Here is a 14,129-nt window from a genome sequence, read left to right as displayed (position 1 = left end):
TATTGGAAATAATATTTCAAGCGCGAATCGAATTTGGTTAATTTTTGAGATTTCAGAGGTTCGTAAGTTCGGGAAGGAAATAAAAGGAGGAGGAGGATGCGATTCTTGCCCCACCCCGGGTGGTTTGTAATCCTTTGGGACTGCGAAAGACGGTGACCCGAACACTGTCCGCAGAAGGGATGCTTTCCCTCTCCCGAGAAAGTCCCAACTTTAAGCGAACTTCACCAACACCTGGATCTACCACTTGTGCGAAATAGGTTTTTGGACCCATTTGGACGATGGCAAATTCGCGAACATGGAAAAGGGGCCTTCTATCTCCTGCAGTCCCTAAAAATTTGGAAATAAGGGAAAGGAAGGCAGGAAAGTCGGCCTTGTTTAGGGAAGACACGTAAGTGAGTAAATGTTGGCGGAGGTATTCTTTGGCATGGTTGTGGGCAAGGACCACTCGATGGCGCCTGTCCAATTGGTAGTAAAACAACTGTAAAAGTTTTCGTTCTTCCTGGTTACAGCCGGCTCGGAAAGCCAAACGATCCAACCTTTTGCTATGCATTCGGACAAGTTCTATCCTCCGGGTGATGTAGGCCGAGATACGAAACGAAAGGTAAAAGAAAAGGAGAAGTAAGATCAGTTTTAAAAGTACAAACTCTTGGTTGCCTTGCCAAATCCAAACTGGTCTTTCTGGAAACATCGGTTGTTAGACGGATTGGAGTTGGATTTTGTGCTTTATGTGCGGAGTAGGGGTGGAGTAATTTGGCGTTAGGTGAGACTGGTTTAAAATTTACAACGAAGATAAAAAATGGAAAAAATTACAGAAATCCTTCTTACTTATATTAACACTGAAAAAAAAGACTACGCAATTCTTATAAATGGAAAATGGGGATCAGGAAAAACGTATTATTTAAAAAACGATTTTAAGAAATCAATTGGTGATAAAAAAATAACTTACGTTTCTCTAAATGGCATAAAAACTACTGAGCAAATTTCAACAAATCTACTGCTATCCTATTACAAAATTGGAAATAAAGTCGAAATGGGAGTTGATTTACTTTCCACTTTAATACAAATGGGCGGATCATATTTCAAAATAGGCTTCATTAAAAATGTATTTAGTTCAGTTCAAAATATCATACAGAATACAACTATTAACTTTTCTAATCAAATATTAATCTTTGACGACATAGAAAGAGCAAGCGAATCATTAAGAATAAACGAAATACTTGGGTTTATTCACAGCAACTTTGTAGAGGATAAAGGTTTTAATGTTATTTTAGTCTGCGATGAAGAGAAGATTAATGATCAAGAAACTTACAAAACAACAAAAGAAAAGTTAGTGAGACGAACCCTTGAGTTTGCAAAAGATGTGGAAATTTTTTTTCCTAATTATATTTCTACCTTAATTTATGATGAATCATATAAAAAATTTCTGATAAGTGAGAAAAATCAGATCATTCGTTTGATCAAAAAAGCAAAAATAGAAAATATTCGAACATATAATTTTATATTTGAAATTTTTGCTCAAATACACAGTTGCCTTTTAAGCACTTCGTATTCAAAGCACTTATCTAATTTACTAACATACACAATTTGCATTACCTCGCAATATACGCAAAAAAATACTAAATTCCCGGATGAAAAGCAAATAGAACTGTATGAGAAGTTAATACCAATAGCTCGAAATGTTGAAATAAGGAGAGCGTCTAAAGATGTAAAGGATCTGAATGAAGAACAAAAATTTTGTTTGGATTTTTATGAAACTTATCTAAAAGATACTTCCTTATATTGGTTTCCATCAAAAGAAATATTTAAGTTTGTAAAATCAGGACATTTCAATCCTGATTTATTTATTGAAGAATTGGAGCTGAAATCGGATAGTCTAAGCAAAGAATGGAATATAGAGTTAGAAAAATTAGTTTTTTTCACAAATCTTGAATTAAATGAACTTCGTGAATGTTTAAATAAAATTATAATCTATTTAAATGATAAAAAATATTTACCACATCAATTTCCGTATATTCTATCTACAGTTAAAAATTTGATGGAAAAGGAAATTGTAGATGTAGATATAGATAATATCAAACAAACAATCGAGGCACAAATTGAAGAATTAAATGATCAAGTCGATAAAGTAAACCTAGATATACCTTTGTATTCTCCGACTCAATTTAAATCTTTCAATGACTCTGATTCCAACATAATTATAGAGAAGTTGAATTTAATTGAAGAAAATAGAAAATCAAAACTTCTATCAAGACGATTTCAATTATTATTTGATTACGCTGAAAAAAATCAACTAACCGAATTTTACAATCAATATGATAAACTTCGTGCATACAGAATTTTCAAAACAATCTATAATCTAGAATTTCATGAGAAATTTATTTATCTTAAAAATTCAAGTCTAAATCTATTCTCAAATATACTGGATGATAATTTTTTATCTGTCTCAAACGCATGGGAAATTTATCAGGATGAGATTGAACCATTAGAGAGAATTTATTCATTTATAAATAAAAAGATCTTAGAAGGTGAGTTCGATAAATTAAAGAGATTTAATTTGCTGTTATTTTCTGAAAAAATCAACCAAAGTAGTAATCACATAAAAAATACTCAGAAAAGTTGATCAGTCATATAACCAGTGATATGTTTTTTTCTTCGCTTGAGTAGGTGCCGAACTTACCTATTTCAATTGGTTTGATTGTAACTGTCGAAATGTTACTCCTATGAAAAAAGAAATCGAAAACATTCTATCCTCTACCGCACATAGGCCTTGGCCAATACCAAACCAAAAATGGTTTTGGTACCAAGAATGGAATGATGTAATTTTTTTACATTACCCAATAGAAGAAAAGATAGTAAGAGATTTGGTTCCACGTTCTTTGGAATTGGATTCTTTCGATGGTTCGTTTTGGATTTCTGTCGTTGCATTTTCAATGAATGAAATTCATACCAGGCATACTTTCCCATTACAATACTTTTCTAACTTTCATGAAGTGAACTTACGAACTTATGTAAAAAACAACAATAAGCCAGGGGTATTTTTTTTAAGTATTGAAGCAGAAAAATGGATTCCCACTTTAATCGCAAATCTTCTCTCTGGTTTGCCTTACCAACATTCAAAGATTACAAGGGCTTCAAATACATATTCTTTAAATGGAAAACGAGGGAAAGTAGAGATAAAATACAATGTAACAAATCCACAAAACAAGCCCGAAAGAATTGATTTATGGTTAACGGAAAGATATTGTTTGTATAAAGGTACGAAGGAAGATTCAATTCCTTTGGAAATCCATCATAAACCTTGGGAATTATATGGCATAGACATCAGAAGTTTAGATATCGAATACAAACAATTTGATTGTATTGTAGATTTTCAACATCCAATCTTGTGCCATTATTCTCCGGGAGTCAAAGTGGTGGCTTGGAATCTTTGATGAAAATAGTCTCTCCTGTTTTAAATATTTTTATTTTGCAAATTCGTTAGGTTCAACGATTAAGAAAATCATTTGTGGTTTATATTAGAAACGAATGCAAAGTGCGACATGTCCTTCCATTCCGAGGCCTCGATTCGAAACTATCTTGGTTCCAATAAAAATTCAAACAATTTGTTCAATTTGTATTTTCACTTAGCTGAAAAATCCATTCTTTCACCTTTGAAAAATATAAATTGATGATTGTATTCATAACTAAAAAATATATGCGTATTCCTTGGTGTTAGGATCTCGAATTCATTTTTACCATTGATTTGATTTTCTTTTTCAAACACCAAAATGGTTCTAATGCACATCAGAAAGTTTGGTTCCATAGAAAGCAGCTTCTAAAAATTGAATCCCTGTTATGTTATCTAGTCTATAATTAGAATTTAATCCTGGAGAGATAAGTGTTAAGGCGCAAGCATTGAATGAGAAGAGAAATATAATTAATTTTTTCATTTCAATTTTTCTTTTTCATACAACTCATAATATTCTTGGAAATTTTCATTCATGGATTCAGTGAGTTCCATTTCTATGGATTCATAACCCGGAATTAACTTTACACTTAAATTTGAATTAAGATCCAAATTGATTTGAGGCAGAATTGTTTCGAGATCTAAAGATACATTCAATAATCTTTCTTTGAGTGGCGGATGGGTATCGGTCGGATGAAAGTCTGAATTTTTTTCTATCTCTTGAATCGATAAATTTGGTGTATTCTTTTGTAGAATAAAATTTTGAAATGATTCACTCGCATTGGTGACTCTTTCGTTATTTTTGATTTTTGAATACATTTCATCATTGATTTGTTCCCATAATTCGGAATATGCATAAATTTTAACTAAAGCCATACCGAAGTTTTGATTTCCCATTGTTTCGGAAGCGATTGTATCCGCACGCAGTTCTCGACTCCTTCTTATATTGTTTTCCGCCAATGCGAATGATTGAAAAAAGTAATCGAGGATATAGGCTACCGGATAATACGAAAAACTGTAACTATGGGAATTGATTTGATCTTGTATGATTTGTAAGGAATCAAAAGTACCCTTGTAAATTGGATAAAACTCTTTACTGAAGGAGGTGTCTTCGCCAGTAAAGTGAGAGAATTCATGCGCTAATATTGCTTTTAATTCATTGATTGATAATATTCGACAAAGTGGGAGCGAAATATAAAGTGAAGTTCCTCTTGTTGTTTTATTTCTGCATAAGACATTACCTTCTGTTACGAAAAAAGTTGGATCGAATCCTAAGATTACGTTATCGGGAGAAAACGATTGGCACATCTCCGATACTTCTTCAATTAACTTTGATAAATTTCCCAATTCGTAAGTATCATATGCGGTTCCTGCAACATGGATTTGGTTTGTATTGACTATCGAAAAAATTGATTTTAAGATTTGATAGGCCCCGACCAAAGCACCGATCCCAATCACAGCTAAAATTTGGAAGTGAATCATTCCCAAAATGTAAGATTCAAGAAAGTAAAGGATTGTTATCGATAAAAAAGATAAACCAAGAATTAATATAGACAGCGTGAAGAGAGTGATGTATAAACCTGGTTTAAAAATTTTCAGAAGAAAAATTCTGTGATTCATGGCAATTTTTCCAGCAATTGCAATGAATAAGATTAACAAAAGTCCTAATGCTAAGAAAAAAATGGATAGGTCTCGGATATAATAAGAATAACGAGGATATTCACAAAAATCGATTAATGTTTGATCCTGCACATCACTCGATTTACAGAATTTTTCTAAATCGAAATAGAGTAAATTTTTTGATTCCTCTGCCCCAATTTCTTCTGTTAAATACGTTTCCCAATTTTTTTGGAATCCATGTTCATAAAATATGGAAAGAAATATAGATACTAAAGGGATGAGAAAAAGGAGAAGGATTGGTTTTTGAATATTTTTCATTATGTTAAACTATGATTATTTTGATATATCAGTGAATCAAAATCCATATCAATCCATCAAATCTACCTCTTCGAAGTTTTGTGTTTGGTGGCGAAACATCCAAAGTTTGTCTCCGGAATAAAAATTGATAAAACCATCTCTCATCTCCAATTGGTAAATATCTCGGAGGAGTAAGTTTTGTTCAAATTGAGTTTCTGATGGGAGATCAATCACAAGCATTCTGCGAGTTGTTGTGATGGCCACTTTATCATATAAATTGGCAAAGGAACGGATGGTTTCTTGCTCTAAACTGATGGTTTCCCAATGGTTGGTATAACTATTAAAAAGGTATAGTTTTCTTTCGCTTATGATTAAGGCAGCTTTATGCCCCATGGCCACTCGGTAACGTTCCTCTCCAAAATGATGCCCCTTTTCCCACTCAGTAATAGAATTACTAACACCTAATAAATTTTTGTTTGTTACCAATATGCAAAGGTCACCATAACACTGCGAATACCAGATATGTTCCCCGCGAGTGGAATAGGAAATTTCTTGACCAGATGATAAAAAAGCCTTATAGGAAAGATGACCTTCTACAAAATTTAAAGTAGTTTGAATATAGGGATAGGCGGTTTTGTCTGTAACGTAACTTTCAAAAGTGGTGACCTGGTGTTTCGGTGGCGGAGCATTGAGGATTCGGTTGGCTTCGGGAGAGAGGTGGCGGAGCGGCGTGAGACGATTGTCATGATTCCCTTGTCTCTGGTCATGCCCCCCATGTCTTGGGTCGGCTCTTACAACTTCCAAGTTTGCAAAAATAAATCCAACCAAAAGTGAGAGAGAAAGGAAATATAAAAGATTTCGCATGGAAGATTTCATATCGGTAATCAAATTTTATACATTATCTTCAGACAACCATTTCTCCGTATTAGACGGTGAATAGTTTTGGATGGTTTGTAGTAGATCTTTTGAGGTTTCTAGAACTTGTACGAGGGTAGCATTTTCTTTTTTGAGAAATCCAGATTCGACCATGGTTTGAATTAGTTTTAAGAGGGGATTATAAAACCCTTGCCAATTGAGGATGATGATTGGTTTGTGATGTAAACCTAACTGAGACCATGTGATGACTTCAAAAAATTCTTCCATGGTTCCGAGTCCGCCGGGCAAAATAATAAAGGCATCGGACAAATCGAACATTTTTAATTTTCTTTCGTGCATACTTTCCACGAGGATCAGTTCGCCGAGTCCACTATGTTCGATTTCTTTCTTTTTTAAAAATTTTGGTAAAACACCAGTGACCGATCCATTTTTTGACAAACAGCCATTCGCGACAGCTCCCATTAGGCCCACACTGGCTCCGCCATAAACCAAACCAATTTGGTGGGTTCCTAAATATTCACCTAACTCAAAAGCTGCGGACAAATAGAAAGGATCAAATCCAGATGAAGATCCACAATATATCGCAATATTTTTAATTATATTCATTTTTAAATTTGTTCTTTGTAATAGATAGTGTTTACGATTAAATTGTCTAGATCTATATACAGCATTTCATGATGATTGATTCGTAAAAAATTTCTGCGTGCTTCAATAAGTATTTCGATGTGATTTTCATTTTACAAACCCATAAATTTCTTTAGCTGGAAATTCCCATTCTGGAGTGGGAAAGGACTGGCTTTTGGGAACTTCAAACCAAGGTGAGTATTGACTTTCAGACTTTAGGATATGCATTTCTTGGGAAGGCATATAACTTTGTGCCAAAAGAAATAAAGTTTGTCCACCTTTTCCTGTTACTTGGTCCACCACCAAAACCACATGGCCTGGCGAACCTGCTTCGATCCATACATCCCCAGGAGCTAAGTTTTGGATGGATTTTTTCTTTAATTCTGATTTTAAAGAAATGGTTCCGGCATAGATATAAATGAATCGTAAATATTCTTCAAATACATCCCGTCCAGTTCCTTGTTTGTATTTACCTTTTTTCCATTGGGATTGGTTTCCCTTAACTTGAACTCTTTCCCCTTTGGCAAACCGCGAAAATCCGACTTCCATTCCATTACTGATTTTAAAATGAATTTGGTCATATTGTTTTCTCGAATAAAAATATTCTGCCTTTAGTTTCATCACGGCATCCGCACATTGGATCAAATCTTCTTTCAGGAGAGGAAAATCCAAAACAGCCACATGGACTTGGTTGGTTTTGATCCTTCCATCATAGAGTAAAACAGAACTTCCTTTCGGTTTTAATGGAAAATTCCGTAAATAAGTCGCAAAACTTTCGTTAGCAAATTTTATTCGTTGGAATCCATCAGGTGGTGGGAATCGGTCTTGAATGGAATCGGCATAAAGGTTTTGGAAACATAATGAAAGGATGGAAAGAATCATCCCAATCAGAAAAAAGTAGAATTGATCAGGCGAGCCAGCCAAAATTTTAGATTGGGCTTTGCCAGATTTCATTTTGTAATCACCAACTTAATGGATTCTTCTAGCCAGGCTTCTTTCGCATCATTAAAGTTAGCTGTTTTTGTCACAATTTTTTCCGGTGTAAAGGTTCCCGATAGAATGTAGGGATAAAGTGCTTCCATGGAATCTTTAGATTCCACTCGACCCAAATGGATTTCGACTCCTTGGTTGTACATTTCCAGATAAGGAATTTCCCATTGGTTGGTCCAAAAGATAGAAGCAGAACTAAAAATCGCATTTTTGCCAAGGGAACGAACGGCAAAGTCCCAACCTTGTTTGTTCGCAGATGCATCACAAACCAAATCAAATTTTTTAGTCGGTTTGGGAAAGGTTACGTACATTTCTACAGGGATTCCTAGCGATTCGGCTAATTGGATTCTTGTTGGATCGGTATCGACATACAGCACTTCGGCTTTTTTTGTTTGGTGGAGAAACAATGCTGTATAAAGTCCGATACTACCTGCATGGCCACCCACAACGAGAACCTTCGGATCTTTTTTTTGCTCTAAAAATCTTCCTGCGAGTTTCCATACTTCGGCAATATTATCACTGAAGCTAGCAACACCGACTGGATCAATTTTTTTATCTATTTCAAATAGCATTTGTTTGGCGAATGGAATTTTGATTTCGTCCGCTATCGCTCCGCCAAATGAATGAGCTCCTGGCGGCATTCCATACCCCGATGTATAAGGAACTGACTCGCAGGAATTTGTATGATGAGCTAAACAAGAAGGACATGATCCACAGGAAATCTGAAAGGGAACGGCCACTGTTGTTCCTACCGAATACAAATGAATCAGGTCTTCTGAGACAGATTTGATTTTACCAACAAACTCGTGTCCTACGGGAAAAGGAGCTCGAAATAGTGTTTCTCCCCGAAGGATAGGTAGATCCAAGTCACAACGTGCAATTGAAATAGGTTCTACGATCACTTGGTTTTCTCCAGTGATTGTGAGTGGATTTAACTCTTCCCATTCTAAAATGCCTTTTTTACGAAACATTAACCTACGCATATAGCCTCCGTATACCGATTGGTCTATTCTTGCTGATTACAAAAAAGAATTCAACTAAAATTGACCAAACCAATCCGGAACTTTAGGAAGTTCTGTTTCTTCCCATGACCAATCTCCAAGCACCGTAACGATCGGTGCTTTTGACTCCAAAGCCAAAGTCAAACCACGACTTAGGTCTTCTCGTTTTGTCGGGCGGTATGGCGTATCAAATTGAGATGGGAAGGCTTCCTTTTCATGTTCCCAAGCATAGGATAGAAAAAAATCCATAAACTTTTGTTTGGATTTTTCAAATCGACTTTTTAATGTTAGAAGGTCTGGATTGGTTGTTTTTTTCATAGTTCGTTGGAGGATGATGGATATCCCTCTAACACTTTTGGAGAAAAAAGTACCGGCTCTGACGATTCTTCTTGTTTTTGGATTTTCCAAGGCCCAAAGGTCCGCTTTGTACTTAGCAACACCCATAGATCCATAAAAGGACAAAGTATGACTGAGCCAATAAAACGCAGAATAGGCGACCATAAGCTCTGGTTTCAATGTTTGTTCCAATTCCAGGATAGGATCCAAACAAATTTTTAAAGTTTCTTTGATTTGTTCGGAAGTGGTTTCTGCAATTGGAAATCCAACTTCCCCGAGTGCGGGAGTATAGATGATGGCTTTAAAACTGGGAGAAATAGTATGGTTTTTCAGATCCGTTAGAATCTGATCGGCAAGCCCAGGTTCTGCTGTTTTATTGAATAGTGTAAGGTCCGCATTCGACACAGGTTCGTTTGTTGTAGTTGATGTTACGATATAGGCAGTTGGATCTTTCTCTCTAAGACAAAGAATGGCGCTTTGGCCAGCCTCTCCCGATCCTCCGATGACCAAATATTGATTTTGTCTCATGAATTCCTACCTGAATGGTGATAAGATAACAATTTTCGATTGATCCGTCAAAACTCTCCTGTTTTATATATCGGAACAAGCGAAATATGAAAACGATCTTATCCTGCTCTAATTGTTTTAGTGGTCACTCCGTTTCAACTTCCAAATTGGAAGGAAAAAAAGGGAAGTATCGCTGTAAAAAATGTTCCGCCTGGAACCATTTTGATTACCGCAAAGAGTTTAGATCGGCGACATCCGACTCACTCGTGTTATTTGATCTTCAATTTAAAGACCAAATTCCAGAACACAAACTCCAAGGCCAAATATTTGGAAGGTACTCAACGGATTTTATATCGGATTGGTCTAACGAAGAACTTGTTTTTTTGAAAGATGAGGATGGAAACGAAAACGATCTCCGTATTTCTATTTCGGGACTACCTGAAATTGTAAGATTAAAAAATTTCTTATTTGATATCACCACTGAAGCTCCTTCAAAAACTTTAAAAATCATTATCAACCAAAACGTAAATGTTTCCCCAGTAAGATTATCGATCACAGTGGATACATCAGATGATCACTCCGTATCAGGAAAATTATATTTAGCAATAGCAGACCAGTGGAATACTTTTTTACACGGAAGTTTTAGTGCCACACATATCTACAAAATTCAATTCGATGAACATGGAGACTCAGATAAAAAACTTCCAGATTTTATCTCGAGTGAACTTGCGGCAAAAATCTTCGCACTATCTGGAAATATTTTAGCTTTGCAGGAAAATTTTTCTCTTTTAGACCAAGAAACAAAAGATGAACTCCTAACGCTTGTCATGTACCATTGGCCGGAAAATCAATCCACAATTTCGGAAGTTCATTTCAAAGAAGGAAACTTGCAGGTTGCCTTCCAACTCACTCAAAAGAAGTTGAATGAAACATTGATATTTCTTTTATCTAATCAAGTGGTGCCAAACCAAAAACATTGGCAACTCATCCATGATGTAGTCTGCCATTCAGAAACGGAACCTTTGTTTATTCCACTTCTGAAAAATAAATTCCCAGAAGGATATGAAAGTCATTTGGGTTCTAGTTTAGAATCTACTAATGAGGACAAAACTTTGGACTGGTTGGATTCGGATGATATATATCTATTGGATTCCTTTGTTCGGACTGTGGGTTCTTTGGATTATGTGATCACTGATTCAATCCGAAATCCTTTGGGGTTTTCACTTCTACAAGAATGTTTTGTTCGAGCGAGATACAAATCCTGTATGCGACTTTTGGAACGAGGGGCTGATCCCAACCAAGTAGATGCGAATGGAGAAACTGCGATTTTTAAATTGTGCCAAGACAGTACACTTCGATTACAAGAAAAAACGACCTTAATGGATGAACTCATTCGAAGAGGAGCCAAAGTCAATCTTCAGTCAGTAAATGGAATGACTCCTTTACATTGGTGTTCTGTTTTTGGAGAACCCAGTATGGCAAAGAGGTTGATTCAAGCTGGGATTGACATACACGTGTCGGATAACAGTGGTAGTACGGCTTTGCACGAAGCATGTAAATTCGGGAACTCTGCGGTGCTTGCTCTATTATTAGAATCGGGTGCCAAATCCAATGCGAAAACCTTAGATGAAAAAACAGGCAGGGATCTAGCTTTCGAAAATTTAGAAATTGCTGAATTGGAAGGTGATGAAGAGAAAAAGAACCGTTGCCAAAGGGTCCTTTCTCTCCTAGATGTTTACGGGGGTTAAGTTGTTGCCTTAACCTTTTTATTTAGCATTCTTGTCGCAAATCGTAGAACCAAATACAATAGCCAACCTGCGGGTCCGAAGTAAAAAGTAAGTGCTTGGACTGGAACAAGAATCCATCTATTGATTCCTTCTTTGGCCCCGTCTTCTGCTTCCCAAGTCCCTAAAAACAAATCAAAGGCAAGGTAATGGATCCATCCTGCCAGTAAAAAGTAATCATTGGCAAAAAGTGACCTTACTGATTCCAAACTGGAAAAGTCACCTTCCGCTTGTCCATTCCCGATGATGATAGAAAACACATAAACTCCACCAAGCACAAGTCCTGAAATAAAAACTCTAAGTGGACGAATCACCTTTGTTTGATTTGGCGAAAGAATTAATACTAACCAAGATAATACGGTGATGCCATTGGCAATTTTAAAGATTAAGGAAGGATTCATATAGTCACCTGTGATTGAAATACTTTTGGTTTTGAAATTAATTGAAAGAAACAAAAGGAAATGAGTAGTAGGGAGATTCCATAAACACTTAAATACATGGGATTTAAATGAAAAACGGATTCTCCATTTAAGGTTTGGATGACCATCACTATGTTCATCAGTAAAAATAAGATTCCAGTAAATCGAACTAGTTTCTGTTTTGAAACGGAATCTTTTTGATTCATTAGAAAAGCGCCCAGGAAAACAAAGACCTGCATCACATGCATTCCAAAAAAATGAGGAACTCGCATATCACCGAGTTTTGTACTCCAACCAAAGAACAATAACGTACTTCCAGGATCTCCGCTCCCAAATTGGTGGGAACCGCTGGTTTGAAAGATTCCTTGTTTCATTGCTTCTATTTGATCAGGTCTCGGTGAGGTCATAAAAAATCCAATGATCATAGCAAAGCCAGCGATGGTAAGCCCCCAAACGAGACTTTCTTTTACAGATCCTGAAATTGAGTTTTTTCGAAAGATTTGGTAACCAACCCAAAGGTGGAAAAGCCAAAAGATAGAAATACTCGCTCCCATAACTGAAAATACAATTTGGTTCCAGGTGGTGGATATATTGAAGTGGCTCGCCTCGCCTCGCGCCGCTTGTAAGGTGATTAATACAATTTCAATCAACGAGGTGATGGTTAAGGCGATTTGGATCCGGTGTTGGTATTTCCAATCTTTTAAAAATCGAATGATCACCCAATTTGTAGTCAAAGAATACAATCCCAACGAAAGGGAGAATTTTAAGGGTTTGATCCAAACATTGGTTCCCAAAAGGGTTCTTGAATCTAGAAATGAGAGGGGAAGGATGGCAACTGTGAGTGCTGCCATAGCAATCCCATTCCAAAAAAGTGGTTGTTTTCTATAGTCGGCAAATTCCATAATGTAGACAGTGTAAATATCAATGTATACTCTGTCAACATATAAAGTATACATTGTAAACATTTTTTAAATGAAAGCAGCCAAAAAAAAACAAAACCTCGCAAAACCAAATTCTGCGACCGCATCAAAACTTAGCACCTACCATCATGGAAATCTCAGGGAAGAAGTTTTAGAACACTCGAGAAAGGTATTAGAAACAAAAGGTGTCTCTTCTTTAAGTCTTCGGGATATTGCTACTGATTTGGGCGTGAGCCATACCGCACCCTACCGCCATTTTCCAAAAAAAAATGATCTCCTCCAGGCTCTAGTGACGGAAGGATTTAGAGAACTATCCGAAGGTATGGAAAGAGCTTGGGCATATTCCGAAGATCCTCTGGAAAAAATTCGAATGGCAGGTGTCGAATATATTTTTCTATTACTGAAAAATCCAAGGAGGACAGAACTCATGTTTGGTGGTGAGATATACGTTTCAGGGGATACTTTATCTGATGATTTGCGGGAATGCGGAAAGTTGGCCTATTTAGGAATGTATAAAATTGTAGAGTATGGGCAAAAAACATTGAAACTAAAAAATTCAGTTCTAACAGATACGCTGATGATGAGTTTTTGGAGCGGGGTTCACGGTTTTGCGGTGTTAAACGAACGTAAGTGGAAACAAATCAAATCTAAGGAGGAAGAAGAATCTTTTCGTAAAGAGGTAGATCAGATTTTAGAGATTATGATTGAGGGAACCCGTTTGTAAAATAAATAACTCTGCTTGTGATGATTGTATCCTCTCCTTCGGACTCAAAAACAACTTCCATTTCTACAGGATAATCTTTCAAAACCATAATCAGTCCAATACCGGAACGAAGCGGATCGTTTTCATTATTTTCTAGTTTTTCTAGATACAATTTTTCTTGATCTTTTGTAGAAAAAATTTCTTCTAAACTGGCTTCGTAAGCAGTTACATTCGATTCGTTTGTTTTATTACGAACTAACATTTCAAATGTTTTAGCTCTACGGATCAGTGAGATTTCGATATCTGCTTTTTTATCATAAGAATACTTGGCCGCATTTTCTAGTAACTCGTTAAAGACGGTGGATATGGAATGAACGATATCTGAATTTTTTATATCCATTGATTCGGTAGGGACATTGGGTAAAAAAGAGAATCCGTAAAAATATCCAATAAAGTCGGATAGGATTCCGATACGCCGCCAATAACGCATTAAATCCAAAGGTTTTAAATGGATTTGAATTATGGAATCAGGATCTTGGTTAATACTATTGGTAGACTTAAAATTGCCGTATTTTCGCATAGTTTTAGTTCAACTAACGAATGTATA

General features: G+C 36.1%; 15 protein-coding genes. 4 read left to right on the top strand and 11 right to left on the bottom strand.

Features of this window, described 5'->3' with window-relative positions; translation table 11 throughout:
• Positions 1–52: 52 nt before the first annotated feature.
• Positions 53–688 (bottom strand): hypothetical protein, encoded by a 636-nt coding sequence (locus JWG40_RS16600; protein ID WP_205286886.1) that lies wholly within the window; start codon positions 686–688, stop codon positions 53–55.
• Positions 689–796: 108 nt separating this feature from the next.
• Here JWG40_RS16600 and JWG40_RS16595 point away from each other — a divergent pair, with 108 nt between their 5' ends.
• On the top strand, positions 797–2,620 hold the full coding sequence (locus tag JWG40_RS16595) for a P-loop NTPase family protein (protein ID WP_205286885.1): 1,824 nt from the start codon (positions 797–799) through the stop codon (positions 2,618–2,620).
• Positions 2,621–2,720: 100 nt separating this feature from the next.
• Positions 2,721–3,431, top strand: coding sequence for a YqjF family protein (locus tag JWG40_RS16590; protein ID WP_205286884.1), 711 nt, complete (start codon positions 2,721–2,723; stop codon positions 3,429–3,431).
• A gap of 188 nt (positions 3,432–3,619) precedes the next feature.
• Here JWG40_RS16590 and JWG40_RS19965 read toward each other — a convergent pair whose 3' ends face one another.
• From JWG40_RS19965 to JWG40_RS16555, 7 genes are all read right to left on the bottom strand, one after another.
• Positions 3,620–3,802 carry a hypothetical protein gene (locus JWG40_RS19965; protein WP_232369443.1) on the bottom strand — a complete coding sequence of 61 codons (183 nt, stop codon included), beginning with the start codon at positions 3,800–3,802 and terminating at the stop codon, positions 3,620–3,622.
• Positions 3,803–3,925: 123 nt separating this feature from the next.
• The gene (locus tag JWG40_RS16580) at positions 3,926–5,383 is read right to left on the bottom strand and encodes a M48 family metallopeptidase (RefSeq protein WP_205286883.1); all 1,458 of its coding nucleotides are present in this window, start codon (positions 5,381–5,383) and stop codon (positions 3,926–3,928) included.
• A 48-nt stretch (positions 5,384–5,431) separates the two neighbouring features.
• The gene (locus tag JWG40_RS16575) at positions 5,432–6,226 is read right to left on the bottom strand and encodes a hypothetical protein (RefSeq protein WP_205286882.1); all 795 of its coding nucleotides are present in this window, start codon (positions 6,224–6,226) and stop codon (positions 5,432–5,434) included.
• A gap of 27 nt (positions 6,227–6,253) precedes the next feature.
• Entirely contained in the window at positions 6,254–6,844 is a 591-nt protein-coding gene (locus JWG40_RS16570) for an LOG family protein (protein ID WP_205286881.1), read from the bottom strand.
• Between the two features lie 126 nt (positions 6,845–6,970).
• The gene (locus JWG40_RS16565) at positions 6,971–7,816 is read right to left on the bottom strand and encodes a DUF4846 domain-containing protein (protein WP_205286880.1); all 846 of its coding nucleotides are present in this window, start codon (positions 7,814–7,816) and stop codon (positions 6,971–6,973) included.
• Positions 7,813–8,835 carry a zinc-dependent alcohol dehydrogenase gene (locus JWG40_RS16560; RefSeq protein WP_205286879.1) on the bottom strand — a complete coding sequence of 341 codons (1,023 nt, stop codon included), beginning with the start codon at positions 8,833–8,835 and terminating at the stop codon, positions 7,813–7,815. The genes JWG40_RS16565 and JWG40_RS16560 overlap by 4 nt, the downstream gene beginning before the upstream one ends.
• Positions 8,836–8,889: 54 nt before the next feature.
• On the bottom strand, positions 8,890–9,717 hold the full coding sequence (locus tag JWG40_RS16555) for a hypothetical protein (RefSeq protein ID WP_205286878.1): 828 nt from the start codon (positions 9,715–9,717) through the stop codon (positions 8,890–8,892).
• 86 nt (positions 9,718–9,803) lie between these two features.
• On the opposite strand from JWG40_RS16555, the gene JWG40_RS16550 reads away from it, so the two are divergent.
• On the top strand, positions 9,804–11,444 hold the full coding sequence (locus JWG40_RS16550) for an ankyrin repeat domain-containing protein (RefSeq protein ID WP_205286877.1): 1,641 nt from the start codon (positions 9,804–9,806) through the stop codon (positions 11,442–11,444).
• Here JWG40_RS16550 and JWG40_RS16545 read toward each other — a convergent pair.
• Positions 11,441–11,881 carry an ABA4-like family protein gene (locus JWG40_RS16545; RefSeq protein WP_205286876.1) on the bottom strand — a complete coding sequence of 147 codons (441 nt, stop codon included), beginning with the start codon at positions 11,879–11,881 and terminating at the stop codon, positions 11,441–11,443. The two genes, JWG40_RS16550 and JWG40_RS16545, sit on opposite strands and share 4 nt — an antisense overlap.
• Entirely contained in the window at positions 11,878–12,801 is a 924-nt protein-coding gene (locus tag JWG40_RS16540) for a hypothetical protein (RefSeq protein ID WP_205286962.1), read from the bottom strand. Before JWG40_RS16540 ends, JWG40_RS16545 begins: the two co-directional genes overlap by 4 nt.
• Positions 12,802–12,871: 70 nt before the next feature.
• On the opposite strand from JWG40_RS16540, the gene JWG40_RS16535 reads away from it, so the two are divergent.
• The gene (locus JWG40_RS16535; protein WP_205286875.1) at positions 12,872–13,543 is read left to right on the top strand and encodes a TetR/AcrR family transcriptional regulator; all 672 of its coding nucleotides are present in this window, start codon (positions 12,872–12,874) and stop codon (positions 13,541–13,543) included.
• Here JWG40_RS16535 and JWG40_RS16530 read toward each other — a convergent pair.
• Positions 13,518–14,102, bottom strand: a complete 585-nt coding sequence (locus tag JWG40_RS16530) for a DUF6272 family protein (protein WP_205286874.1) — start codon at positions 14,100–14,102, stop codon at positions 13,518–13,520. The genes JWG40_RS16535 and JWG40_RS16530 overlap by 26 nt on opposite strands.
• Between the last annotated feature and the right edge of the window lie 27 nt (positions 14,103–14,129).

The organism is Leptospira abararensis (genome assembly GCF_016918735.1).
Lineage (GTDB): Bacteria > Spirochaetota > Leptospiria > Leptospirales > Leptospiraceae > Leptospira_A > Leptospira_A abararensis.
Note: the sequence above shows the minus strand (reverse complement) of the source record. Positions and strands in the feature narration are given on the sequence as shown.

Excerpts from the sequence above, each read along its gene's own strand:
- JWG40_RS16600 (WP_205286886.1), bottom strand. The coding sequence starts at position 688 with ATGTTTCCAGAAAGACCAGTTTGGATTTGGCAAGGCAACCAAGAGTTT.
- JWG40_RS16595 (WP_205286885.1), top strand. The coding sequence starts at position 797 with ATGGAAAAAATTACAGAAATCCTTCTTACTTATATTAACACTGAAAAA.
- JWG40_RS16590 (WP_205286884.1), top strand. The coding sequence starts at position 2,721 with ATGAAAAAAGAAATCGAAAACATTCTATCCTCTACCGCACATAGGCCT.
- JWG40_RS19965 (WP_232369443.1), bottom strand. The coding sequence starts at position 3,802 with ATGGAACCAAACTTTCTGATGTGCATTAGAACCATTTTGGTGTTTGAA.
- JWG40_RS16580 (WP_205286883.1), bottom strand. The coding sequence starts at position 5,383 with ATGAAAAATATTCAAAAACCAATCCTTCTCCTTTTTCTCATCCCTTTA.
- JWG40_RS16575 (WP_205286882.1), bottom strand. The coding sequence starts at position 6,226 with ATGCGAAATCTTTTATATTTCCTTTCTCTCTCACTTTTGGTTGGATTT.
- JWG40_RS16570 (WP_205286881.1), bottom strand. The coding sequence starts at position 6,844 with ATGAATATAATTAAAAATATTGCGATATATTGTGGATCTTCATCTGGA.
- JWG40_RS16565 (WP_205286880.1), bottom strand. The coding sequence starts at position 7,816 with ATGAAATCTGGCAAAGCCCAATCTAAAATTTTGGCTGGCTCGCCTGAT.
- JWG40_RS16560 (WP_205286879.1), bottom strand. The coding sequence starts at position 8,835 with ATGCGTAGGTTAATGTTTCGTAAAAAAGGCATTTTAGAATGGGAAGAG.
- JWG40_RS16555 (WP_205286878.1), bottom strand. The coding sequence starts at position 9,717 with ATGAGACAAAATCAATATTTGGTCATCGGAGGATCGGGAGAGGCTGGC.
- JWG40_RS16550 (WP_205286877.1), top strand. The coding sequence starts at position 9,804 with ATGAAAACGATCTTATCCTGCTCTAATTGTTTTAGTGGTCACTCCGTT.
- JWG40_RS16545 (WP_205286876.1), bottom strand. The coding sequence starts at position 11,881 with ATGAATCCTTCCTTAATCTTTAAAATTGCCAATGGCATCACCGTATTA.
- JWG40_RS16540 (WP_205286962.1), bottom strand. The coding sequence starts at position 12,801 with ATGGAATTTGCCGACTATAGAAAACAACCACTTTTTTGGAATGGGATT.
- JWG40_RS16535 (WP_205286875.1), top strand. The coding sequence starts at position 12,872 with ATGAAAGCAGCCAAAAAAAAACAAAACCTCGCAAAACCAAATTCTGCG.
- JWG40_RS16530 (WP_205286874.1), bottom strand. The coding sequence starts at position 14,102 with ATGCGAAAATACGGCAATTTTAAGTCTACCAATAGTATTAACCAAGAT.